13 protein-coding genes are annotated in these 25,037 nt (G+C 69.5%); 12 read left to right on the top strand and 1 reads right to left on the bottom strand.

The genetic code is table 11. The features are described 5' to 3' along the window. Positions 1-13: 13 nt before the first annotated feature. Positions 14-1,480, bottom strand: coding sequence for a sodium:alanine symporter family protein (locus tag KY497_RS01545; protein WP_055877871.1), 1,467 nt, complete (start codon positions 1,478-1,480; stop codon positions 14-16). A gap of 119 nt (positions 1,481-1,599) precedes the next feature. Here KY497_RS01545 and KY497_RS01540 point away from each other — a divergent pair, with 119 nt between their 5' ends. The 12 genes from KY497_RS01540 (at position 1,600) to KY497_RS01485 (ending at position 24,729) form a co-directional block, all read left to right on the top strand. Further along, complete coding sequence (locus KY497_RS01540) at positions 1,600-2,169, top strand: DNA-3-methyladenine glycosylase I (RefSeq protein ID WP_219869656.1); 570 nt, start codon at positions 1,600-1,602, stop codon at positions 2,167-2,169. A 129-nt stretch (positions 2,170-2,298) separates the two neighbouring features. Then, on the top strand, positions 2,299-8,388 hold the full coding sequence (locus KY497_RS01535; protein WP_219869655.1) for an Ig-like domain-containing protein: 6,090 nt from the start codon (positions 2,299-2,301) through the stop codon (positions 8,386-8,388). 43 nt (positions 8,389-8,431) lie between these two features. After that, on the top strand, positions 8,432-9,403 hold the full coding sequence (locus KY497_RS01530; RefSeq protein WP_219869654.1) for a MoxR family ATPase: 972 nt from the start codon (positions 8,432-8,434) through the stop codon (positions 9,401-9,403). Further along, positions 9,403-10,665 (top strand): DUF58 domain-containing protein, encoded by a 1,263-nt coding sequence (locus KY497_RS01525; protein ID WP_219869653.1) that lies wholly within the window; start codon positions 9,403-9,405, stop codon positions 10,663-10,665. Before KY497_RS01530 ends, KY497_RS01525 begins: the two co-directional genes overlap by 1 nt. Next, entirely contained in the window at positions 10,662-13,058 is a 2,397-nt protein-coding gene (locus KY497_RS01520; protein WP_219869652.1) for a DUF3488 and transglutaminase-like domain-containing protein, read from the top strand. The genes KY497_RS01525 and KY497_RS01520 overlap by 4 nt, the downstream gene beginning before the upstream one ends. Next, on the top strand, positions 13,055-14,374 hold the full coding sequence (locus KY497_RS01515) for an RDD family protein (protein WP_219869651.1): 1,320 nt from the start codon (positions 13,055-13,057) through the stop codon (positions 14,372-14,374). Before KY497_RS01520 ends, KY497_RS01515 begins: the two co-directional genes overlap by 4 nt. Beyond that, positions 14,371-15,186: a PP2C family serine/threonine-protein phosphatase gene (locus KY497_RS01510; RefSeq protein WP_219869650.1), complete on the top strand. Its 816-nt coding sequence runs from the start codon at positions 14,371-14,373 to the stop codon at positions 15,184-15,186. The genes KY497_RS01515 and KY497_RS01510 overlap by 4 nt, the downstream gene beginning before the upstream one ends. Further along, the gene (locus KY497_RS01505) at positions 15,186-16,439 is read left to right on the top strand and encodes an FHA domain-containing protein (protein WP_219869649.1); all 1,254 of its coding nucleotides are present in this window, start codon (positions 15,186-15,188) and stop codon (positions 16,437-16,439) included. The genes KY497_RS01510 and KY497_RS01505 overlap by 1 nt, the downstream gene beginning before the upstream one ends. Then, a complete protein-coding gene (locus tag KY497_RS01500; RefSeq protein ID WP_219869648.1) occupies positions 16,436-18,064 on the top strand; it encodes a serine/threonine-protein kinase in 1,629 nt (542 codons plus the stop codon). Before KY497_RS01505 ends, KY497_RS01500 begins: the two co-directional genes overlap by 4 nt. Continuing rightward, positions 18,052-18,789 carry a hypothetical protein gene (locus KY497_RS01495; RefSeq protein ID WP_219869647.1) on the top strand — a complete coding sequence of 246 codons (738 nt, stop codon included), beginning with the start codon at positions 18,052-18,054 and terminating at the stop codon, positions 18,787-18,789. The genes KY497_RS01500 and KY497_RS01495 overlap by 13 nt, the downstream gene beginning before the upstream one ends. Continuing rightward, positions 18,786-20,186: an RDD family protein gene (locus tag KY497_RS01490; RefSeq protein WP_219869646.1), complete on the top strand. Its 1,401-nt coding sequence runs from the start codon at positions 18,786-18,788 to the stop codon at positions 20,184-20,186. The genes KY497_RS01495 and KY497_RS01490 overlap by 4 nt, the downstream gene beginning before the upstream one ends. Positions 20,187-20,229: 43 nt before the next feature. Further along, positions 20,230-24,729 (top strand): FtsK/SpoIIIE domain-containing protein, encoded by a 4,500-nt coding sequence (locus KY497_RS01485; protein ID WP_219869645.1) that lies wholly within the window; start codon positions 20,230-20,232, stop codon positions 24,727-24,729. The last annotated feature ends 308 nt before the right edge of the window (positions 24,730-25,037 follow it).

Below are 25,037 nucleotides of genomic sequence, written 5' to 3'. Positions count from 1 at the left end.
TGGTGGCGGCGGCTCAGCGGCGGCGAGACGTCGGCAGGTCGATCGGTCCGGTGACGGAGAGCTCGTCCTCCCACACCTCGATTCCTCGGACCTCGGGGAGTCGGGCCTTGGTGAAGACCGGATCGAGTCCTTCGCGTCGCTGCTGCGTGTAGTCCTTGAGGAGCTTGAAGGCGACTCCGGAGAGCAGTGCGATCGCCACGAGGTTCACGATCGCCATGAAGCCCATCGCGCCGTCGGCGAAGTTCCACACGACATCGGCCGACACGATCGATCCGACGAACACCGCCCCGATGGCGAAGAGCCGGTAGCCGAGCAGGACGGCGGGTGTCGACGTGATGAACTCGATGTTCGTCTGCCCGTAGTAGTAGTTGCCGAGGATCGAGCTGAATGCGAGCAGGAAGATGATCACGATCAGCAGGATGTTCGACCAGCTGCCGAGCGCACCGACCACCGCTCCCTGCGTCAGCCCGATGCCCCGCTCGGCGTTCGCGAGGTCGGGGACCGAGACGAGGATGATGAACGCGGTGATCGAGCACACCAGGAACGTGTCGAAGTAGACGCCGAGGGTCTGCACCAGACCCTGCTTGACCGGGTGCGTCACCGCGGCACTCGCGCCCGCGTTGGGCGCGGAACCGAGCCCGGCTTCGTTGGAGAACATGCCCCGCTTGACGCCGGTGAGGATGATGTAGCCGAGCGCGGCGCCCACGATCTCGTTCGGCCCGAACGCCTGCGTGAAGATCATGGCGAAGACCTCGGGGAGGCGCTCGATGTGAATCACCACGATGACGAGCCCGAGGAGCAGGTACAGCAGCGCCATGACCGGGACCAGGGTCTGGGTGACGGAGGCGATGCGGCGCACGCCTCCGAAGATCACCAGGCCCATGAGGACGGCGAGCGCCGCGCCGATGGCCCACGGCAGCCATGCGGGGGCCCCGCCGCCCAGGCTCCCCGCGATGGTGGCCTGGATGGTGTTGGCCTGCAGCGAGCTGAACGCGATCGGGAAGCACACGATGAGGATGACGGCGAACAGGACTCCCATCCAACGCGCGCCGAGTCCGCGCTGCATGTAGTACGCGGGACCTCCGAGGAACCCGTCCTTGTCCCGCGTCTTGTACAGCTGCGCGAGCGAAGACTCGATGAACGAGGACGCCCCGCCGATGAACGCCATCAGCCACATCCAGAAGATCGCACCGGGTCCGCCGATCGCGATCGCCGTGCCGACACCGGCGATGTTGCCGACGCCGACGCGCGAGGCCGCGGAGATGGTGAACGCCTGGAACGCCGAGACGGATTGCGGCTCGCCGCTCTCGGTGCGCGGGGTGCGATCCGTCAACGTGCGAAACATCTCCGGGATCAACCGGAACTGCACGACGCCGGAGCGGATCGTGAAGTACAGGCCGAGGAGGACGACCAGGGGGAGGACGATCCACGTCCACAGGTTGTCGCCCCACGTCAGCAGCCACTCGTTCACAGAATCCATGCGCACAGTCTGGTGGAACTGCTCCGATGACACCAGCTTTCGCGCGCACAGCATTCCGGTGGGACGCGTCCGCCTCCGTGTCGGCGCTCGGTGTCGGTCGCCGCGGATAGCCTGACCGGATGACCTCTCTTCTCACGGGCCCCGATGCCCGCGACCGCTGCGCCTGGGTGGGCGACGACGACGAGTACCGTCGCTATCACGATGAAGAGTGGGGCACGCCTCTGCACGGCGACCGCGCGCTGTTCGAGAAGATGGCGCTCGAAGGGTTCCAGGCAGGCCTCTCCTGGATCACGATCCTGCGCAAGCGACCGCGGTTCCGCGAGGTGTTCGCGGGTTTCGAGCCCGAGATCGTCTCCGAGTACGACGAGTCCGATGTCGAGCGCCTGATGGGCGACGCCGGGATCATCCGCAACCGCGCGAAGATCGAGGCGACCATCGGCAACGCCCGCATCGTGCGCGGCATGGCCGAGGGGGAGTTCGACGAGCTGATATGGTCGTTCGCCCCGGCGGCCCCCGGCGCCCGTCCCGCATCCTTCGCCGACGTCCCCGCCGTCACGCCGGAGTCCACGGCGCTGAGCAAGGAACTGCGTCGTCGTGGGTTCCGATTCGTGGGGCCGACCACCATGTACGCCCTGATGCAATCGGGCGGCATGGTCGACGATCACATCGCAGGCTGCTGGCGGGCCTGATCATCGCGGATGGGCAGAACTCCCCATCGAGCGGTATTCCGAGACGCGGTTAGGATGAACGGGTGCTCGGTGGGCCCGGAGGGACCGCCCAGGAGCTAACGAAGAGTGTCACCTGGGGGGGAACCGGGAATGAAGGCGTTGTCTTGGATACGCGCGCGGCCCAAAACACTGGCGTCCGCCGCCGGTGTCACCGTCGGCGTCATCGCTATCACCACGATGGCCTTCACCTATGAGGGCTTCCCGACCACCAAGGTCGACCTGAACGACGGCGGCGTCTGGATCACCAAGACGTCGAGCCTGCTGGTCGGGCACTTCAACAACGAGTCGACGGTCCTCGACGGTGGTCTGCGCACCACGGGCGAGAACTACGACATCCTTCAGGACACGAGCAACATCCTCGTCGTCGACGAGAACGCCTCCACCCTCACCGCCGTCGATCCCGCACGCGTATCTCTCGGCGACTCCGCAGGCATCCCCTCCTCGGCGAAGGTCGCGCTGGGCAACCGCACGGCCGCGATCCTCGATCAGAAGACCGGCGAGCTCTGGGTCGTCCCTGCCCAGGGCGTCTCGTCTTTCGAGGCAGAGGTGAACGAGCCCGCCGCAGAACTCGGCGCCGGAGCCGATGTCGCGGTCGCCAAGGACGGCACGGTGTTCGGACTCGCCCCGGAGCGCGGCGAGGTCGTCACTGTGCCCGTGGACAACGAGGGCGAAGCCCTCGACGCCTCGGCCGCGTCCGTCGGCGAGCTCGACGCGTCCGCGAAGCCGACGATCACGGCGGTCGGCCGCACGCCGGTCGTGCTCGACCGCTCGGCAGGCGTCGTGACCTCGCCGGGTGGCATCCGCACCGAGATCCCCGGCGCCGACAAGGCGGTCCTGCAGCAGGCGTCCGAGAACACCGACGCAGTGGCGATCGCGACCACGAACGCCCTGGTGAGCGTTCCCCTCGACGGCGGCGAGCCGACCGAGGTCGACGCCGGCGGCACCGGCACCGCGGCCGCTCCGGTCTGGCTGCGCGGATGCACCTACGGCGCGTGGGCAGGCACCGCCACGTTCATCCGCGAGTGCCCGGGCACCGGCAACGACGTCAACGCCCAGGTCGACGGCGCCGAGGATTCGAAGAGCCTCGTGTTCCGCGTCAACCGCGACGTCATCATCCTCAACGACGCGGTGGGCGGAGCGGCCTGGCTGGCGAACGAGAGCCTGCAGCGCGTCGACAACTGGAACGACCTCACCCCGCCGGAGGGCGAGACCGAGAACGAGGACGACTCGACCGAGGAGACCGTCGAGACCACGCTCCCCGAGCGCAAGGAGGAGAACACCCCTCCGATCGCCGAGGATGACACGTTCGGTGTGCGCCCCGGCGTGACGACGATGCTTCCCGTGCTCGACAACGACAACGATCCGGATGGTGACGTCCTGGTCGCGACCCTCGCCGAAGCCCAGCCCGCCCTCGGCACGATCCAGCAGGTGCGGAACGGCGGATCCCTGCAGATCGCGGTCGACGAGGACGCGACAGGATCGACCACCTTCACCTACGAGGCCGATGACGGTCGCGGCGGGAAGGACACGGCAGCGGTCACGCTGACCGTCTACGACAAGAGCGTGAACACCGCTCCGGTGCCCAAACGGCACACCAGTCTCACCGTGGAGACCGGCGGAACGATCTCGTACAACATCCTCCCGGACTGGATCGACCCCGAGGGCGACGATGTCTACCTCAAGGAGGTCGTCCCCGCGCCGGGCGACGAGGTCGACTTCAGCACCGACGGCCAGATCACGTACAAGGCGACCGCGAGCCAGCAGGGACGCAAGGACGTGCAGGTCACCGTCGCCGACGGATACGGGGAGAGCGCCACCGCGACGGTGACCCTCGATGTGCGGCCTGAGGGCTCGACCAAGCCCAAGACCAACGCCGACCACGTCGTGACCCGCGTCGGCGAGCAGGTCACCGTGGCACCGCTGGCCAACGACACCAGTTCGGGGCGCGAGCTGCTGCGACTCGGCCGCGTGAACGAGGTTCCCGGCGCGACGATCGTCACGGACGGGCCGAACAAGACCTTCTCCTTCACCGCTGATGCTCCCGGCACCTACTACGTGCTGTACCTGGCGACGGCCGGCCCCGAGAACGGCGAGGGAATCGTGCGCGTCGACGTGCTGGAGGCGAGCGAGACGGATCTGCCGCCGGTCGCCGTCCGTGACGTCGCGCTGCTGCCCACGGGCGGAGATGTGCTCCTCGGCGTGCTCGCGAACGATGTCGACCCCGCCGGCGGCATCCTCGTCGTGCAGTCCGTCTCGATCGAGGACGACTCCGGTGTCTCGGTGTCGGTCATCAACCATGAGACCCTCCGCATCACCGACCAGGGCTCGCTCACCGATCAGGCCCGCATCAAGTACCGCATCTCGAACGGCTCGAAGTCGGCCGAGGGCGAGGTCGTGGTGATCCCGATCCCCGCGCCCGACCAGCTCCTCCAGCCGGTCGTGAACGACGACACCGCGATCGTGCGGGCGGGCGACGTCGTCACCATCCCGGTGCTCGACAACGACACGCACCCGAACGACGACGTCATGCACGTCGTCCCCGAGCTGGTCGAGCCGCTCATCGATCCGGAGGACGGCGAGGCCTTCGTCTCGCAGGACACGATCCGCTTCAAGGCCGGCCCTGTCGCGAAGACGGTGTACCTCACCTACGAGGCCGTCGACTCCCGCCAGCAGAAGGACGCCGGCTACGTCACGATCCAGATCCTGCCCGTCGACCCCGAGACGAACGCCGCGCCGCGCCCGCAGGACCTCGTGGCTCGCGTGCTCGCCGGATCGACCGCGAACATCGCCGTCCCTCTCGACGGCATCGATGCCGACGGCGACTCGGTCGAGCTGATCGACATCGCCTCCAGCCCGCAGAAGGGGCGCATCACCGAGACGGCACAGAACTACTTCACGTACGAGGCGTTCGACGACTCCTCCGGTGTCGACGTGTTCCGCTATCGCGTGCGCGACCGCCTCGGCAAGGAGGGCATCGCCACCATCCGGGTGGGCATCGCACCGGGCGAGCAGATCAATCAGAGACCGTTCGCGGTGAAGGATGCCGTGGTCGTGCGGCCGGGTCGCGAGATCTCGGTGCCGGTGATGCTGAACGACTCCGACCCCGAGGGCGACAAGATCATCCTCGTGAAGGACGGCCTCGAGGTTCCGACCGAGACGGGCATCACGGCCCGCGTCTCGGGTGATCGGGTGCTGGTGCAGGCGCCGAACCGCGAGCTCGAGACGTCGCTGCAGTACACGATCCGCGATGCGCGCGGAGCAGAGGCCACCGCGGCGCTGCAGATCACCGTCGACGAGAACGTCCCGCTGCAGGCGCCCGTCGCGCGTGACGACCGTGTGCGGCCGACCGACCTCACCGACGGCACGATGAGTGCCGACCTCGACATCCTCAAGAACGACGAGGACCCGGACGGCACCACCGATCGTCTGAAGCTCGTGCTCGGAGAAGGCGCGACCCAGCTGGAGAACGGCAAGGTGCGGGTCACCGTCACCGAGCAGCTGCAGCTCATCCGCTACACGATCACCGATCAGGACGATCTGGCCGCATCCGCGTTCATCTTCGTGCCGGCCGAGTCCGACCTGCGGCCGATCCTGGATTCGACCAAGCCGCTCGAGGTCATGAGCGGCGAGACCAGGGAGATCCCGCTCTCGAAGTTCGTCACCGTCGCCGGCGGGGGGACCGCGCGGATCACCGAGCATGCCAAGGTGAACGCCGTGTACGCCAACGGCGACGACCTCGTGAAGGACGAGACCACCCTGGTGTACACCTCGGCCGAGGGCTACTTCGGGCAGGACTCGCTCACGTTCGAGGTCACAGACGGCACGGGGCCGGACGACCCCGAGGGCCGTACGGCGACGCTGAGCATCCCGATCAATGTGCTGCCCCCGGAGAACCAGCAGCCGGTGTTCACGGGAGCAGAGGTCATCGTCGCTCCTGGGGAGAAGGCATCGACGCTCGACCTGGCCGCGCTCACGACCGACCCCGATCCGGAGGACGAGGGCAAGCACAGGTACAAGTACGTCAGCGGCGCGGGCAAGGGCATCACGGCGAAGATCGACGGCTCGAAGCTGCTCGTCGAGGCGTCGTCCGAGGTCGAGAAGGGCACGGTGTCCTCCCTGAAGCTGGAGATCGCCGACGGGACGACGGAAGCCGTCGAAGGCACCGTGACCGTGCGCGTCGGGGCCTCGACCCGCCCGCTGCCCGCAGCCAACACCGACACGATCTCGGAAGCGGATCAGGGCAAGAGCATCACGGTGCCCGTGCTCGCGAACGACTACAACCCGTTCCCGGAGACGCCGCTCAAGCTGATGACGGCTGCCACGGAGTCGGGTTCCGGCGGCGCGGCCGTCAAGGGCGATCAGGTCGTCGTCACACCCGACCCCAGTTTCGTCGGGACCATGGTCGTGCGCTACCGCATCCAGGATGCGACGAAGGACCCCGACCGCGAGGCCAACGGCCAGATCGTCGTGACCGTCCAGGGCGTGCCGGAGGCGCCGGGCACCCCACTGGTGTCGAGCGTGCAGGACCGCACCGTCGTGGTCTCGTACGGCGCACCGTCGAACAACGGCGCCGAGATCACGAAGTACACGGTGAAGTCGGTCGGCGGCAGCCCGTACTCGAAGGAATGCCGCTCGACGACGTGCACGCTCGACGGCCTCACCAACAACGTGGAGTACACCTTCCAGGTGACCGCGACCAACCGGGTCGGCGAGTCGAAGCCGTCCGGTACGTCGGCGGTCGCCCGTCCGGACGCTCGTCCCGACACCCCGACCCCGCCGACGCTGACCTTCGGCGACAAGTCGCTCAAGGTCGCGTGGGCCACCCCGACCACTCCCGGTTCTCCGGTCGAGAGCTACACGCTGGAGATCTCGCCGGCTCCGCCGTCCGGGGTGTCGCAGAAGCAGGCCACCGGGAACTCGATGACCTGGGAGGGCCTCGAGAACGGCGGCATCTACCAGGTGCGCGTGCAGGCTCACAACCGCGCGCCCGAGCCGTCGAGCTGGAGCGGCTGGTCGGCCTCGGAGGTTCCGGCTGGGCCGCCGATGCCGGCGGCGGCGCCGACCGTGACGCAGCTGCAGGCCGTGGGCAGCCAGGCGCAGATGGAAGTGAAGTGGGTGCCGGGGAACGCCAACGGCGACCCGATCGACTCGTTCGAGTTGCAGGTGTGGGAGGGCGGAACGCTCCGCAGCACACTCACCCCCGGGGCCTCCGCACGCTCTCAGGCCGTTTCGGTCCCGACATCCGAGACGCCGTACACGTACCGCATCCGCGCGAACAACAAGGCGGGCTGGGGCGACTGGAGCCCGATGTCGGCACCGCGCCGCGGTGTGAACAAGCCCGACGCTCCCGTTCTCTCAGCTGTCACACCGCGCGACCGATCGCTTACTCTCACCTGGTCGCGAAGTGCCCTCAATGGCGCCAAGTCGAGCGAGGTGCAGTACCAGTACTCGATCAACGGCGGCGGCAGCTGGGCGGCGATGCCCGGCAACGACGTCGTCACGGGCCTCACGAACGGCACGAACTACAACGTGCGGGTGCGGGCAGTGGCGACGGTCGAGGGCTCGACGTATGCGAGCGCCGACTCGAACCAGATCACGGGAAACCCCTACGGTCCGCTGAAGCAACCGGCGGTCACCGCATCGCAGAATCCCACGAGCGTCACGTTCAACTGGGATGCGGGGCCCGCAGCGAACGGCCGTTCGATCAAGACCGTGCGCATCCGCATCGATGGCGGCGGGTGGCAGAACGTCGTCGCCAGCGGCAGCCGGACGGTCGGCGACGGCTACAGCCAGCGCCACACGATCGACGTCGAGGTCACCGACCAGGCCGGACAGCAGATCACCCGCTCCGCGGAGCAGACATCAGGGCCGAAGCCTGATCCCCGTGCCTGGGTCACCTCGACCGGAAACGCGAACGGCCAGCCGAACTGCAACGACGGCACGTGCGCGTACTTCTACCTCACGGGGCGAGGGTTCCCCGCGAACTCCAGCATGTGGGTGCAGTGCGCCAGCAACGCCCCGCCTCCCTACGGCGGCACGTTCGGCGGACGGACCGTCACGACCGACGGCAACGGCAACATCGATCAGCAGCTGGGCTGCTACCTCGGCATGCGCCGGGGCACGATCGAGGCGTGGGTCGTGATGGACGGCAAAGAATACGAACACAGGGTCTGGCAGTGATGCCGCGCGACACCTCCTCACAACAACAAGGAACGACACACTCATGACAATGACCCCCGAGCAGGCCGCCTGGTTCCAGGGAACCTTCCAGCGCCTCGTCGAGAACATCGACAAGGCCGTGCAGGGCAAGCAGGAGATCGTCGGTCTCGTGCTGGCCTCGATGCTCGCCGAGGGCCATGTGCTCCTCGAGGATGCGCCGGGCACGGGCAAGACCAGCCTCGCCAAGGCGCTGGCCGCGACCGTGCAGGGCACCAGCACGCGCATCCAGTTCACCCCCGACCTGCTGCCGTCCGACGTGACGGGTGTGACGATCTACGACCAGCAGTCGCACCGCTTCGAGTTCCACAAGGGGCCGATCTTCGCATCGATCGTGCTCGCCGACGAGATCAACCGTGCGTCGCCGAAGACCCAGTCGGCGCTGCTCGAGGTCATGGAGGAATCGCGCGTCACGGTCGACGGCGTCACGCACGAGGCCGGGCGTCCGTTCCTCGTGATCGCGACGCAGAACCCCATCGAGCAGGCGGGCACGTACAAGCTGCCCGAGGCCCAACTCGACCGCTTCCTGATCAAGACGTCGATCGGCTACCCCGACTTGGCCGTGACCGAGAGCATCCTCGCCGGTGCCTCCGACCGCAACCCGTCGGCCGGCCTGTCCGCGATCATCACGACGAGCGCCGTCGCCGACATGGCCGACCTCGCCGCGACGGTGCATGTCGAGCCCGCCGTGCTCCGCTATGTGGCCGAGCTCGCCGAGGCCACGCGCGAGGACGGGGCTATCCGGCTCGGTGTCTCGGTGCGCGGGGCGATCGCGATGGTCCGCATGGCCAAGGTGTGGGCGGCCGCTCAGGGGCGCCACTTCGTGCTCCCCGACGACATCAAGCTTCTCGCCCGCCCGGTGTGGCAGCACCGTCTGCTGCTCGACGCCGAGGCCGAGTTCGCCGGCACCAGCAGCGACACCGTGATCGCCCGCGTGCTCGACGCGGTGGCGGCACCCCAGGCCCGAGTGGCGGCCTGATGACCGCGGAGGCCCTTCAGGCATCGCCGCCGCAGACGGAGCGCGACGCCGGTTGGCGTGACATCGCGGCCGTCATCGGCGCGCGCATCCTGACGCGCCTCCGGAAGATCACGTCGGCGATCCGTCCGCTGGCCTGGGTGCTGATGGCCCTCGCCGTCGGCTTCTGGGTGCTCGGGCAGATCGCCGGCTGGTCGGAGTTCACGATCGCGGCCGTGGTCATCGCGATCGCCGTGGCCCTGTGCGCGCTGTTCCTGATCGGGCGCACCGCCTACGACGTGGCGCTCGACCTCGCCCGCACCCGCGTTGTCGTGGGAGAGCGCGCTGTCGGCGCCCTGACCCTCGCCAACCGCGGCACCAGGGCGATCCTGCCCTCGCGCGTCGTGCTCCCGGTCGGCTCCGGCCGCGGCGAGTTCGGCATCCAGCGGCTCGCCCCGGGGGAGGAGGCGGAGGAGCTCTTCGCCATCCCCACCCAGAAGCGCGGCGTGGTCAAGGTGGGACCGGTCAGCGTCGTGCGCGGCGACCCGCTCGGCCTGTTCGAGCGGGCGCACCGGCGGGATGATCCCGTCGACCTCTTCGTGCACCCGCGCACGGTGCTGTTCGACGGCCAATCCCTCGGCTACCTGCGTGACCTCGAGGGTCTTCCCGCCGCCGACCTGTCCCGCGACGACGTGTCGTTCCACGCCCTCCTCGAGTATCAGCCCGGCGATGACCTGCGTCACGTGCACTGGCGCTCGACGGCCCGCACCGGCACCATGATGGTCCGGCAGTACGAGGAGACCCGGCGCTCGCACTTCGTGATCGGGCTGTCGCGCTCTCTCGCCGACTACGCCACCCCCGACGACTTCGAGCTGGGAGTATCGGCCGCAGGGTCGATCGGTCTGCGTGCTCTCCGCGACTCGCAGCGCGTCGACATGCGGGTGCAGGGGCGCGAGCTGCCGGCAGGCACGGGCAAGCAGCTACTCGATTCCCTCTCGGCCGTCGAGAACAGCAAGCCCAAGGAGGGCGGCATCGCCGAGCTCGCCGGAGTGGTGTCGGCGACGATGCCGCTCGCGAGCGTCGTGGTGCTCGTGTGCGGGGCGCGGGTCAAGCCCGACGACCTCCGCCTCGCCTGTGCGCGTCTTCCGTTCGGCGCCCGCGTGCTCGTGGTCGTCGCCGACACCACCGCCTCCGCTCCGGCCCTGCGCCGCATCGGCGATGCCGACGTCGTGACGGTCGGTGCGCTGGAACAGATCCCCCTCGCCCTGCAGAAGGTGCTCGCATGACCGCATCCTCCGCCGCGTTCGCCGGTCTTCCCGTGCGTCGCTGGATCCTCGATCTCGGGGCCTCCGCTCTCCTGGTGATCACCGCACTGGTCGGCTTCTGGCCGACGTTCACCGGTCCGTCCTTCCTCCCCGCCGTGGTCGGCGGTGTCGTGCTCGGCCTCGCGATCGCGGCGGTCACGACCTGGCGCCGTTGGGGCATCCTGATCATCGCGGGCCTCACGGTCGCCGCCTACTTCCTGTTCGGTGGCGCGTTCGCCCTGCCGCAGACCTCGATCCTCGGCTTCATCCCGACGCTGGAGACGCTGCAGAAGCTCGCGCTCGGGACGGTCACCGCGTGGAAGCAGATGCTCACCACCGTGGCGCCCGTCGCCGCGGCAGACGGTCACCTCGTGGTCCCCTTCCTCCTGGCGCTCGTGTTCACCACGGTGACCGCGTCGCTCGCGCTGCGCCTGTCGCAGGTGGCCTGGGCGCTGATCCCGGCCGGCGTGCTGCTCATGCTCGTGATCGCCCTCGGCACCCCTGAACCCGCGTTCCCGCTGGTGCAGGGACTCGTCTTCGCGGTCGTGAGCATGTCGTGGCTCGCCCTTCGCCAGCTGTGGGCGCCGCAGAACACGGCGATATCCGTCAGCGAGGTCGATCCCTCCCGCGCCTCGCACATGCGCACCCGCCGCCTGCTCGCAGGCCTGGCAGTGCTGGCCATCGCAGGCGGGGCGGGCGTGGCCACGAGCGCGATCGCGAACCCGGCACAGCCCCGGCACGTGTTCCGCGACGTGATCATCCCCCCGTTCGACATCCGCGACTACCCGAGCCCGTTGCAGGCGTTCCGCAAGAACGTGCGCGATGAGGCCGACGAGACCCTCTTCACGGTGCAGGGACTGCCCAAGGGGGCGCGGGTCCGCACGGCCGTCATGGATCAGTTCGACGGCATGGTCTACAACGTCACAGACGGCGGACCCACCTCCTCGAGCGCCTTCGGCCCGCTGCGCTCGAACATGTCGCCGGATGCCGAGGGCGTTCCGGTGACGCTCAACGTCGAGATCGGCGCCTATCGCGGTGTGTGGATGCCGACCGCGGGCGAGCTGTCCGAGATCAGGTTCTCCGGCGATGACGCCGAGCAGCTGCGCCGCGGCACCTACGTGAACACCGAGACGGGCACTGCCGTCTCCACCACGAAGCTGACGAAGGGCGACGAGTACACGGTGGACGCCGTGATGCCGAACATTCCCGACGACGAACAGCTCGCCGAGGTGCCGTTCGGCAAGGTCTCGATGCCCAAGCCGAGCAACGTGCCGGAGGAGCTCACAGCCCTCGCCGCCGAGACGGTGGTCGGCGCGGAGACGCCCATCGAGCGGGTGCGAGCGCTCGAGAACTTCCTGGCGAAGGAGGGCTTCTTCAGCCACGGGCTGGAGGGCGAGGTCATCTCCCGCGCTGGACACACCGCCGAGCGCATCTCGACCCTCGTCGGCGGCGAGCAGATGATCGGCGACGACGAGCAGTACGCCGTGGCGATGGCCCTGCTCGCCGGACAGGTCGACATCCCCGCCCGTGTGGTCATGGGCTACTACCCCGACGAGGAGAACGCGGGAGAAGCCACGTTCGCTGCCACCGGCGACAACGTGCATGCGTGGGTCGAGGTCAACTTCGAGGGGCTCGGGTGGATCGCCTTCAACCCCACCCCTCCCGAAGACCAGGTGCCGAACGATCAGAACACCAAGCCGCGCGTCGACCCGAAGCCGCAGGTGCTGCAGCCCCCGCCTCCGCCGCAGGAGCCCGTCGACCTGCCGCCCACGCTGCCCGACGACCGCGAGGGCGAGGACGAGAGCCTCAACATCGCGGGCATCATCGGTGCGATCCTCGTGATCGGTGGCATCTCCCTCGGAGTGATCGCACTCCTGGCATCGCCGTTCATCGTGATCGGTGCGTGGAAAGCGGCGAAGCGTCGTTCCCGACGCGCGGCCGCACGCACCGCCGACCGCATCAGCGGGGGATGGGACGAGCTCACCGACCGTGCCGTGGACTACGGCGCGCGCATCCCTCCTGGGGGCACGCGGATCGAGGAGGCGGTGGTCGTGGCGTCTTCGTTGACGGTTCCGCAGGTCACCGCCCTCGCCGAGCGGGCCGATGCCGACGTGTTCGGCCCCTCCGAGCCGAGCCAGGAGGACGTCGATTCCTTCTGGCACGAGGTCGATGACATCGTGGGCGGCCTCGGCAAGGAAGCCGGCTTCTGGAAGCGTCTTCAGGCGCGACTGAGCATCCGCTCCCTGGTCGGCGGCACCGCGATCTCGAACGGATTCCAGAATCTGAAGGAAGCGGCGGCCGTGCGCGTCCGCCGTGAACCTGGCACCATCAAGAACAGCACGACGCCCCCGTCCTCCGAGAGCGAGACCTCATGACGCAGCCCGCGACCGACCAGATCGCGCCGGTCTCCCGTCGCGCCGTCGCCTACCTCATCGACGCGCTGATCGCCGGAGGCCTCGCGATCGTGCTCGGCGGCGGACTCCTGGTCGGCGCCTCGCTCACCGGCAGCCTCGAGGGCAGTGTCGGAGTCCTGCTGATCGGCGGTCCGGTCGTGAGCCTGATCCTTCTCGGCTGGTTCGTCGTCTACACCGTGATGCAGGCGGGCACCGGCTCGATCGGCATGCGCGCCCAAGGACTGCGGCTCGTCTCTGCGGCCGACGCGAGCCCGCTGGGCTTCGGGCGTGCGCTGCTGCGCAACATCATCTTCGGCCTCGCCGCCTCCGTGGTGGTGGGGTACTTCACGCCGCTCTTCGACGGCTCCGGACGGTTCCAGGGCTGGCACGACAAGGTCGCCGGCTCCCTGATGCTGGACGCCAAGGTGCCCGCACCCGTCGGGTCTGCCGCCGCATCGCCCGCGGCGCCGGCGGTACCTGCTCCGACCACGGCTTCGGCGAACTCGACGCCCGCACCCGCACCGGCGATCCCGGGGCTCCCGCAGCCGACGGAGGCAGTGGCCGCGACCCCGGTCGTGCCTCCGGCACCCGCGGCACCGGCCGCCGTCCCCCCGCGCCCCGCCGCACCCGCGGCACCGGTCGCCGAAGCGGGATCGCTCATCGCCTTCGTCCCCGGGATCACACAGGATGCGCCCGGACGGCCCGCTCCGTCGCTGGAGCCGGAGCCCGCACTCGACGCGACGATCCAGCAGCAGCCGGCGCCTCCCGTCGCGGCCCCTCCCGTCGCGGCCCCTCCCGCGGCACCGATCGTCAGCCCGGCGCCGCCCGTTCTGCCGACGCCCCTCGCCGTCGAGACCCCCGCAGTTGCGCCCGCGACCCCGGAACCTCCGCTCGCGTCCGCGGCTCCGGCCGCCCCGAGTGCTCCGGTCGCCGCCGATGATGACGACCTCGAAGACACCAGGATCAGCGTTCCCGGACACCGTCTGGTGTTCACCTGGGACGACGGCACTCGTGTGTCCGTGTCGCGACGCACGGTCTTCGGCCGCAACCCCGCACCGGAAGAGGGAGTGACGCTCGTGCCGGTGCGCGACGAGACGCTCTCGCTCTCGAAGACGCACTTCGAGGCGGCGGCGGAGACCTCGGGCGGTTGGGTGATGGATCGGCACTCCACGAACGGCATGACCATCGTCCGCGAAGGCCAGCGGATCGCCTGCCCCGCCGGGCAGCGCGTGCCGGTGCGTCTGGGCGATGCCATCGAGATCGGCGACCGCATCGTCACGATCGGCGGATACGCGTGAGGCCGGGACTCATCGTCTCGACCGGATCGGCGACGCATCCGGGTCTTCGGCGTGCACTGAATGAGGACGCCCATCTCGCGGCCGCTCCGATCTTCGTCGTCGCCGACGGAATGGGCGGGCACGAGGCCGGGGAGCGCGCGAGCGCCGCGGTGATCGCCGAGTTCGCGCGGTACATCGGACGCTCTTCTCTCGCCCTCGACGATGTGCGCCAGGCACTGTCTCTCTCCAGGGAGAGCGTGGAGGAGCTGTCCACCTCCGGCAACGGCCGTGCCGGCACGACGCTGAGCGGTGTGGTCATCGCTTCGGTCGACGGCATGGGCTACTGGCTCGCGCTCAACATCGGAGACTCGCGCACCTACCGTTTCGCCGACGGCGAGCTCGAGCAGATCAGCGTCGACCACTCCGTGGTGCAGGAGCTGATCGAATCGGGTGAGCTCACTGTCGAGGATGCCGTCTCCGACCGCCGCCGCAACATCATCACGCGGGCGATCGGCGCGAGCAGCACGGGCGACGCCGACTACTGGATGTTCCCCGCGGAGCTCGGCGACCGGATGCTGGTGTGCTCGGACGGACTCACCTCCGAGGTCGCCGACGCCCGCATCCGCGAGATCCTGATCGCCGAGAAGGACCCGCAGCGGGCGGCAGACGTGCTCATCGACGAGGCCGTCAGCGCCGGCGGCAGGGACAACATCACGGTGCTCGTCATCGATGCCGTCTCCGTCGCCTCGAGACCGGGGACGCTGATGGCCACCGATACGGACATCGACCAGGACACACGTCCACGAGAAGCCGCAGCAGGAGGGGTTCGCTGATGCAGACCAGCTACCGACCGGGACAGTGGTACCTGATCGTCATCCCGGGAGCGCTCGTCGCCCTCCCGCCCGACGTGCCAGGCGATGTCGTCGCGCGGCTGTGGGAGCGCCTGCCGGAGGAGAAGACGCTCGCGACCGTTGTCGATGTGCTCACCGCGCAGTCGGGGGTCTCGTTCACTTCGCTGCCCTCGTTCGTCGCGGCCGTCGCCGAAGGATCGGACATGCGGATCGCCCTGCGGGGGGCGGTCACCGCGAGTGTGGAGACCGGCTCGGAGTCGTTCGAGCTCTCCGGCGCCGATGTCACCACCTGGAACGAGCGCTACCTCGGCGGTGCGACGAAGGTCGAGATCACGGTCGAGAGCGCCGATGCCGACGCCGATGGTCTGCCCGTGCAGAGCGGAATCGTCCGGGCGGCGGCCGTGAGCGCCGAGCTCGAACCGAGCGATGCCGATCCGCTCCCCTCCGTCCTCGGCCCTGCCCCGGTCGTCGGGGAGTCCGTGCCGGCCGCGAACGTCGCGGCGCCGGAGCCGGTGGCGGCTCCCGAACCCGCGCCGGAGTCGGTCGCGGCTCCCGAGCCCGAGCCCGAGCCCGAGCCGGAGCCCGCCCCGGAGCCCGAGCCCGAGCCCGAGCCGGAGCCCGAGGAACCGCTCCCCGTGATCGACGATGCCTTCCTGCCACCCACCGAGGTGACACTCGCTCCGCCGGTCGACGACGACTTCGACCAGCTGTGGGGCGCCACGGTGCACTCCGTCGGCGGGGCGGCGACGCCGGCCGCGCCGATCGCCGTCGAGGGCGACCACGACGGCGCGACGATCTCGGCCGCCGACCTCCGCGCGCTCCGCCAGCAGCCGCCGGTCTCCAGCGACGCCCCGACGGAGGTGCTCGATGTCGCCCCGGCACCGGCCGCGGCCTCCGTCGGCCGCATCCTCCTGTCCACGGGACAGGAGACGGCTCTGGATCGCACCGTGATCATCGGGCGCCGCCCGCGGTCGACGCGGGCGAGCGGCGCGAATCTTCCGCATCTCATCGCCGTCGAGAGCCCCCAGCAGGACATCTCGCGCAGCCACCTCGAAGTACGGCCGGAGGGCGACACCGTGGTGGTCATCGATCTGCACACCACCAACGGGTCCACCCTGCTGCGGCCGGGAGCCGACCCCGTGCGGCTGCACCCCGGCGAGCAGACGCTGGTGCTCTCCGGCGACGTCGTCGACCTCGGCGACGGTGTCACGGTCTCCTTCGAGGATCTGCCGTGACGCGTCGCCCCTCCCCGCCGCCGGACCTTCCCGGCTTCACCTACGTCGAGCCGCTGGGCACCGGCGGCTTCGCCGACGTCTTCCTCTACGAGCAGGAGATGCCGCGCCGCCGGGTGGCGGTGAAGGTGCTGCTCGCCGATCGCATCTCCAGCGGCGCCGCCCAGGAGTTCGCGGATGAGGCGAACGTCATGGCGATGCTCTCCACGCACCCCGCGATCGTGACGATCTACCAGGCAGGGGTCGCCGGAGACGGACGCCCCTACCTGGTGATGGAGTACTGCCCGCGGCCCAACCTCCAGCTGCGCGCGCGGAAGGATCCGTTCTCGGTGGCCGAGGCACTCCGGGTCGGTGTGCAGGTGGCCGGTGCCGTCGAGACAGCGCACCGCGCCGGTGTGCTGCACCGCGACATCAAGCCCGCCAACATCCTGGTCACCGAGTACAACAGGCCGGCGCTCACCGACTTCGGCATCGCGTCCACCACCGGAGCCACGGGAGAGGCGTCGGGGATGTCGATCCCGTGGTCGCCCCCTGAGTCGTTCGCCGAGCCGCCGCAGAGCGGACCCCGCACGGATGTGTGGGCACTCGGGGCGACGCTGTACACACTGCTCGCCGGACGATCGCCGTTCGAGCGACCGGGAGAGCGCAACTCCAGCGCCGACCTCATCGAGCGCATCGAGCGCGCTGCGCTCCCCTCGCTGAAGCGGCCGGACTCCCCGGAGAGTCTGCAACGGCTGCTCGAGCGCTCGATGGCGAAGAACCCCGACGACCGTTTCCCGAGTGCGGTGGCGTTCGCGCGAGCGCTGCAGAAGGTGCAGATCGAGCTCTCGCATTCGGTGACGCCGATCGACATCGTCGACGACCATCCGCCCGCGGAAGACCTGGATGACGACGGCGACGGTCTCACCCGGGTGCGGGAGATCGTCAGCATCGATCCCGACATGGCGTCGTTCACCCGTCCGTCGGCGACGACGCAGCGGAAGGACCCTCCGGCCATGTTGCCGGGGATGCCGCGCTTCGACGCGCCGGTCGCCGAGGAGCCGTCCGTCGAGCAGACACAGCTGCGTGCGCCGACCCCGGCTCCCGCTGCTCCGATGGCGCCGGGCGCCGATGACCGGACCATCGCCCGCGCACCGATGGTGGTCGCACCCGATGCCGCCGTGCCGCCGCCGTCGGTTCCGGGCACTCCTGCCCCTGCCCCGGTCGCCGCCGAGCCTGCTCGCAGCCGCAAGGGCCTGTGGATCGCGCTCGCCGCAGCGGGCGTGGTGCTCGTGATCGGCGGGATCGTCGGCCTGAACCTCCTGGTCGCGGGAATCGCTCCCGAACCGCAAGAGACGGCGGAGGCCGTCGATCCGAAGGATGTCGGAACGGATGTCGTGCCGAAGGTGACCGAGCTCGCCGGCACGCGGCAGGGCGATCAGGTGGTCTTCACCTGGACGAACCCGAGCCCGCTCGACGGCGACTCGTACATCTGGACGCCGGTGGTCGTCTCCGGCGAGGTCGCTCCGCAGCAGACACCGGACCCGACCGCGGCGGTCACCGCCGCTGCGGGCACCGTCTGCATCGACGTGATGCTGCGACGCGACGACGGGCGCGCGTCCGAGACCGTGCGGGGGTGCGTGGAGTGAGTGGTGAAGGCGGTGTGACCGTCGAGTTCGCGGGGGAGTACTTCCCCGTCCGTCCGGGCGGACGGTTCATCGTCGGGCGCGAGGGCGACCTCGAGCTGGATGACAATCTGTTCCTGCACCGGCACTTCCTGGAGATCACCGACGCCGACGGGCTGTGGTGGCTGTCGAACGTCGGCACGCGCCTCACGGCGACCGTGACCGACTCGGCCGGCGGAGTGCAGGCCTGGCTCGCGCCCGGCGCCCGTCTTCCGCTGGTCTTCGAGACCACCACGGTCGTGTTCAGCGCAGGACCGACGACGTACGAGCTCACGCTGCACGCGGCCGAGCCGACGTTCCGTGCGACCAGACGTGAGCATGACGACGGCGGCGCATCGACGATCGGCGACGTGCCGCTGACCCTCAGCCAGAAGCTCCTCATCCTCGCGCTGGCCGAGCCGCAGCTGCGCAGGGACGGCACGGGCATGAGCGAGATCCCCACCTCGGCGAAGGCCGCGGAGCGACTCGGGTGGACGGTCACCCGCTTCAACCGCAAGCTCGACAACGTGTGCGACAAGTTCGACCGGATCGGTGTGCCCGGTATGCGCGGCGGTCAGCGCAGCTTCGCGACCAACCGTCGCGCGCGGCTGGTCGAACACGTGATCGCGTCGCGCCTGGTCGGCAAGAGCGACCTGCCCCTTCTCGACACCGCGCACACCGTCGACGAGGCCGAGGGAGAGCAGGAGTGATCTGGGAGATCGACGACCACGCTCCCGAGGTCGAAGGGCTCGACGCGCACGGACGCCCCGACCCCGCGTACGCGGCGTCGCTGGGACTGCGACCGGCGGGACGGGGAGCGCGTGCGCTCGCCGCTCTCATCGAGTGGACGGTGGCCGTGCTCATCGCGCTTCCGGCCATCATCGCGTTGACCCCCGTGCTCGCTCAGGCGGTGTCGGGCGAATTCGACCCGGAGAAGTTCTTCGCCCGGGGCGACCTGGTGTGGCTCATCGTCGCCGCCGCGGTCTCACAGGGACTGATGATCGCGTACGTGGTGGTCCAGCTCGTGCTGCACGGACGCAAGGGAGTGACGCTCGGCAAGGCGATCTGCGGCATCCGCTCGGTGAACGTCCGCACTCTCGAGCGCCCGGGATTCTGGCGCGGTGCGGTGGTCCGGTACCTCGTCGCGTACGCTTCGTTCATCGTGCCGATCATCGGGCCCGTGCTGGTGATCATGCTCTCGCCGCTCTTCGACATCGAGAAGCGCGGCCGTGGATGGCTCGACCTGGCCGCCGCGACCTGGTTCGTGGACGTGCGGGGCGGCTTGAACCCCTACGACCAGAAGCGCATGCGCATCGCGCGCAAGCGGGTGAAGACACCGGAGCACGAGGAGAAGGCGCCGCTGCCGTCCCTGGCCACGCCGGTACATCGCGATGCCCCGGCGGAGTACGTTCCGAGTGCACGGTTCTCCGGCGGCGTGATCGGCGCGCATCGATCCGCCGGGGGCACCGCACCGGAGCCGCAGGAGGCCCCGGGCGTCGGATCCATGGTGTCGGCCGTGCCCCCGTCCCTGGCGACGGGTGCTCCCGGCCCGGCATCATTCTCTCCGGCTCCGGCTCCGGCTCCGGCTCCGGCTCCTGTTCCGGCCGCGGTTCCTTCTGCCCCGGAACCGGCGCCCGTTCGGCCCCCGGCATCCGCTCCCGTCGCCGCCCCTGCGGCCGCCGCAGCGGCACCCGCTGTCGAAACCCCGATAGCCCCGGACGCACCGGCACCTGCCGCATCTCCCGCGTCCGCACTCGCCGTTTCCCCCGCGCCGGTGGGAGTACGAGCGCTCCTGGTGCTCGACACCGGGCAGCGTATCGAGGTGCGGGGGACGACGCTGTTCGGGCGGTCCCCGAGTGCCGCCGCTGGCGAGGGCGAGGCGCTCCTGGTGCCGGTCGTCGACGACACGCGCTCCGTGTCCAAGACCCACATCGCGGTGATGCCCGCCCGACGGGGTGTCTTCGTCGTCGACCGGGCCTCCACGAACGGCAGCGCGATCGTCCGAGGCGGTTCCGAGACGGTGCTGCCGGCGGGACACCCCGCTGAATTGCAGATCGGCGACACGGTGCGCTTCGGCGACCGGTCCCTCCAGGTGGAGTGGGTATGACCCTGAGCAGTGAGATGCGCCCTCGGCGCGGTGAGGACGAGCGATGAGAGTCAAGCTGACCCTGCGTCGACCCGCGGCACCCCTGACCGACGTGGTCGTGATGGCCGACTCGACGGCGACGATCGCCGACGTGGCGCGGCAGATCGCCACGACAGACCCCGCGCGCAGCATCACGGCGGCGTCCAGCGATGTGCTCACGCTCTCGGTCGCCCCGCCGACCAGCGAGCAGCTCACGATGCTCAACCCCGACCTGCTCGTGGGCGATGCCCCGATCGGCTCCGGGTTCCTCGCCGAGGTGATCAACGTCGGATCCCATCGGGCGTCGGTGGGCGGGGCGGGCACGCACCCGGCCGCCGTCCTCACGGTCGTCGCCGGTCCTGCCGCCGGCCAGGAGTTCCCGTTGCCGATCGGGCACTTCCTGATCGGACGCGATGCCGCGAACGATGTGACCATCGCCGACCCGTTGGTCTCGAAGCGGCACGCCCGCATCGAGGTCGCGGCGACCTTCGTCGAACTGGTCGATCTGAACTCCGCGAACGGCATCCTCGTCGACGGCGGACTCGTGCAGCGGCTCCGGGTCATCCCCGGACAGAGCTTCGTGCTGGGCGACTGCGAGTTCGTCGTGCACATGGTGAGCGATTTCGACGGCTCCGCCAGCGGTGACCCGGTGCTCGAGCGCGGGGGCGCTCTGATGTTCAACCGCAGCCCGCGCGTCGAGGAGCGCTTCACAGGGCAGGAACTGGACGAACCGCGCTACCCCCGCGACCAGCCGTCCCGGCTGTTCCCCTGGCCCATGCTCGTCGCGCCGATCCTGCTGGCCGTCACGATGTTCAGCATCACGCAGCGTCCGGCATCCCTCCTGATCGCCGCCGCGTCGCCGATGATGATGTTCGGGAACTTCATCTCGCAGAAGACCAACCTCGGTCAGCGTCTGCGCAAGGAGGCGGAGTCGTTCGAGGAGCAGTTCGAACGCCTGGAGGAGACCCTCTACCACTCGCACCCGAAGGAGCGGGAGGTGCGGCAGAACGAGGTACCGGCCGTCGCCGTCGTGTTCGACGAGGCGATGCGGCTCGGACCCCTGCTGTGGACGCGACGCCCCGAGCACTGGAACTTCCTCGCGATGCGCCTGGGCGTCTGCGAGAGCGAGGCGCGCACGCGCATCAAGCGCACCGAGAGCCCTGACGCGCTCGTCGAGTACGTCGAGCGCGTCGACCGCCTCGAGGAGCGGTACCGGATGATCGACGACGTGCCGATCCTGGAGTCGCTCCAGAGCGTCGGGTCGATCGGTGTCGCCGGTCCCACATCGCTGGCGAGCGATGCGCTCCGCGGCATCGCCGTGCAGCTGTTCGGCACGCATTCGCCGAACGAGCTGGTGACGGTCGCGCTGACCGAGCCGGGCTGGGCCAACGAGCTCGACTGGCTCAAGTGGTTGCCCCACACCTCCAGTGAGCGCAACCCGTTCAAGGAGATGCCTCTGGCGGACTCCGCGTCGACCGGCACGGCACTGCTCAGCGGCCTGGAGGAGATCGTCCTGCGTCGCTCGCGGGAGTCGAAGTCCGCCCGGCCCCCGTACGGCGCCGACTGGGACCCGATGCGCTACGGCACCGACGTCAAGCGCGCCGCCGAGGACGCGACATTCCCCGGCCAGACGGCGATCCTCGTGATCATCACGAACGATGCTCCTGTCGATCGAGCCCGGCTGACCCAGATCCTGGAACGCGGTGCCGACGTCGGCGTGTACGGCCTGTTCGTCGCTCCCGTGGTCGAGGCGCTGCCTGCCGCGTGCCGCACGTTCGTCGACGTGAGCGCAGGGCTCGGCGATGCGGTGGTCGGCACGGTCCGCAGCGGCGTGGACTATCGCGGAGTGCAGGTCGAGGGCGTCTCGCACGCCTACATGACCATGTTCGCCAAGCGGCTGGCCCCTGTCGTCGACTCCAGCACCGTGATCGAGGACTCCTCCGACATCCCGAACTCGGTCAGCTTCCTCTCCCTGGTGGGCACCGAGGTCGCGGAGGACGCGAATGCGGTGATCGACCGCTGGCGCCAGAACAACACGATCATCGACCGCTCCGGAGCCCCGCAGGCCCGGCTGAAGAAGGCGGGGAACCTGCGCGCCATCATCGGGCAGTCGCAGACCGACGCGATGACCCTCGACCTGCGCACCCAGGGTCCGCACGCCCTCGTCGGCGGGACGACCGGTGCCGGCAAGAGCGAGTTCCTGCAGGCCTGGGTGCTCGGCATGGCAGCCGCCCACAGCCCGGATCGGGTCACCTTCCTCTTCGTCGACTACAAGGGCGGCTCCGCTTTCGCCGACTGTGTCGACCTGCCGCACACGGTGGGCCTGGTCACCGACCTGAGCCCGCACCTGGTGCGTCGCGCCCTCACCAGCCTGCGTGCCGAGCTGCACCACCGCGAGCACCTCTTCAACCGCAAGAAGGCCAAGGACCTGCTCGAACTCGAGAAGCGTCGTGACCCGGAGACTCCGCCGGCGCTCGTGCTCGTGATCGACGAGTTCGCCGCGCTCGCCGGAGAGGTGCCGGAGTTCGTCGACGGCGTCGTCGACATCGCCCAGCGCGGTCGCTCCCTCGGCATCCACCTGATCATGGCGACGCAGCGACCGGCCGGTGTCATCAAGGACAATCTGCGGGCGAACACGAACCTGCGCGTCGCGCTGCGCATGGCGGACGAATCCGATTCGAAGGATGTCGTGGACGATCCGGTGGCCGCGACGTTCCCGCCTTCGCTGCCGGGGCGCGGCATCGCGAAGACCGGCCCAGGGCGCCTCGTGCCGTTCCAGTCGGCGTACGCCGGCGGGTGGACGACGGACGAGGCGCAGGTCGCCGAGGTGAAGGTGGCCGAACTCCGATTCGGTTCCATCCAGACGTGGGAGGCCGAGCAGGCGCCGGAGTCCGACTCCCACGACGAAGACCTCGGACCCAACGACCAGAAGCGCATCGTGGCGACGCTCGTGAACGCGGCGCGACAGGCGCGCATCCCGGCGCCCCGACGCCCGTGGCTCGACGATCTGGAGGGCGCCGTCGACATGCGCGACCTCCCCGTGCTCGGCGACGGACAGGTGCTGCTCGGCAAGATGGATGTCCCGGAGCGTCAGCTGCAGGAGCCGGCCTACTTCCATCCCGACAAGGACGGGTCGCTGCTCGTCTACGGCACGAGTGGATCGGGCAAGTCGACCGTGCTGCGCACGATCGCGATCGCCGCCGGGTTCGACTCCGCGCATTCGAACGTCGAGGTGTACGGCCTCGACTTCGGTTCCGGCTCGCTCAAGAGCCTGGAGATGCTGCCGCATGTCGGGTCGATTATCTCGGGCGACGATTCCGAGCGCGTGCAGCGGGTGCTGCGCTCGCTGGCGGCGGTGCTGGATGACCGCGGCAAGCGCTTCAGCGCCGCCAATGCCTCCAGCCTGACCGAGTACCGCGAGATCACCGGTAAGGACGAGGCGCGCATCCTGCTCCTGATCGACGGTTTCCCGCAGTTCCGCAGCGAGTGGGAGTCCACCACCGCGCGCATGCCGTTCTATCAGACGTTCATGCGCATCCTCGGGGAGGGGCGCCCGCTGGGCGTGCACGTGATCGCGAGCGCCGACCGTTCGGGCTCCGTGCCCACCGCGGTCAGCGCCAACGTGTCGCGGCGCGTGGTTCTGCGGCTCTCCGACGAATCCGGGTACGCGATGCTCAACGCTCCCAAGGACGTGCTGGACGAGCGTTCGGCGCCTGGTCGCGCCATCGTCGATGGTCGGGAGACCCAGATCGCCACTCTCGGCGGCACCCCGAACGTCGCCGAGCAGACCAAGCTGCTGGAACGGCTCGCGGAGCAGCTGCGCGCGTCGGGTGCGAGGGAGGTGCCGGAGATCGGCGCCCTGCCCACTCGTCTGTCGGTGCGCGACCTTCCCGATCGTCTGGGTGAGTTCCCGGTGCTCGGTGTCGCGGAGGACACCCTGGCGGCGCGCGACTTCGACCCGGTCGGCACGTTCGTCGTGGCCGGTCCGCCGTCGTCGGGCAAGACCAACGCCCTCAAGTCGCTCATCACCTCGATGCGGCGACTCGACCCGGCGACCGTGCTGTTCCACTTCGGAGGCCGTCGTGCCCAGCTCAAGGACTATACGAGCTGGACGCGCAGCGCCGTGACGCCGGAGGACGCGAAGGAGCTCGCCAAGGAGATCACCGAGCTGATCGCCGGCGACTCGCTCCCGACGAGGGTGCTCATCGTGGTCGAAGACGTGCCCCAGTTCGCCGACAGCCCAGCCGAGCGCGAGATGAAGGCCCTCTTCCAGGCGATCAACCGCAGCGACCACCTGCTCATCGGCGACGCTGACGTCACGCAGGTCACGAGCGGCTTCGGGTTCATCGGCGACTTCAAGGCCGGGCGCAAGGGCATCATCCTCAAGCCCGATTCCTTCGATGGCGACGCGGTGTTCAAGGTGCCGTTCCCGAAGGTCAAGCGCACGGACTTCCCCGAGGGGCGAGGCATCTTCGTGCAGGCCGGTCGCCAGGTGACGGTGCAGCTGCCGCTCGTCGAGGGGTAGGCCCGCGGTGGGGAGTTGTCCCCATCGACGGGGCTGACGACGAATTGTTAGTGTTTCGGAGCCGGGACGGCAGCTGTCGCCGTGCAGGAAAGACCGGAGGGGATGCCAGATGGACATCATGCTCGACCTCGCCCAGCTGAAAGACGCGAAGCGGGGTCTCGAAGCGGCGATCGGGGAGTTCGACCAGGCAGCGAACACCAATGACGACCTCGAGGACGCGATCAAGCGCCCAGATGGCTGCGGGGACCTCTGGAACCAGGTCATCGACTTCGAAGTGGCCTGGCGCGACAAGCGCGGGAAGCTGCAGG

This window comes from Microbacterium sp. PAMC22086, assembly GCF_019443525.1.
GTDB classification, from domain to species: domain Bacteria; phylum Actinomycetota; class Actinomycetes; order Actinomycetales; family Microbacteriaceae; genus Microbacterium; species Microbacterium maritypicum.
This window is presented reverse-complemented; position numbering and strand designations above follow the sequence as displayed.

Excerpts from the sequence above, each read along its gene's own strand:
- KY497_RS01515 (WP_219869651.1), top strand. The coding sequence starts at position 13,055 with ATGACGCAGCCCGCGACCGACCAGATCGCGCCGGTCTCCCGTCGCGCC.
- KY497_RS01520 (WP_219869652.1), top strand. The coding sequence starts at position 10,662 with ATGACCGCATCCTCCGCCGCGTTCGCCGGTCTTCCCGTGCGTCGCTGG.
- KY497_RS01535 (WP_219869655.1), top strand. The coding sequence starts at position 2,299 with ATGAAGGCGTTGTCTTGGATACGCGCGCGGCCCAAAACACTGGCGTCC.
- KY497_RS01530 (WP_219869654.1), top strand. The coding sequence starts at position 8,432 with ATGACAATGACCCCCGAGCAGGCCGCCTGGTTCCAGGGAACCTTCCAG.
- KY497_RS01485 (WP_219869645.1), top strand. The coding sequence starts at position 20,230 with ATGAGAGTCAAGCTGACCCTGCGTCGACCCGCGGCACCCCTGACCGAC.
- KY497_RS01540 (WP_219869656.1), top strand. The coding sequence starts at position 1,600 with ATGACCTCTCTTCTCACGGGCCCCGATGCCCGCGACCGCTGCGCCTGG.
- KY497_RS01505 (WP_219869649.1), top strand. The coding sequence starts at position 15,186 with ATGCAGACCAGCTACCGACCGGGACAGTGGTACCTGATCGTCATCCCG.
- KY497_RS01545 (WP_055877871.1), bottom strand. The coding sequence starts at position 1,480 with ATGGATTCTGTGAACGAGTGGCTGCTGACGTGGGGCGACAACCTGTGG.
- KY497_RS01525 (WP_219869653.1), top strand. The coding sequence starts at position 9,403 with ATGACCGCGGAGGCCCTTCAGGCATCGCCGCCGCAGACGGAGCGCGAC.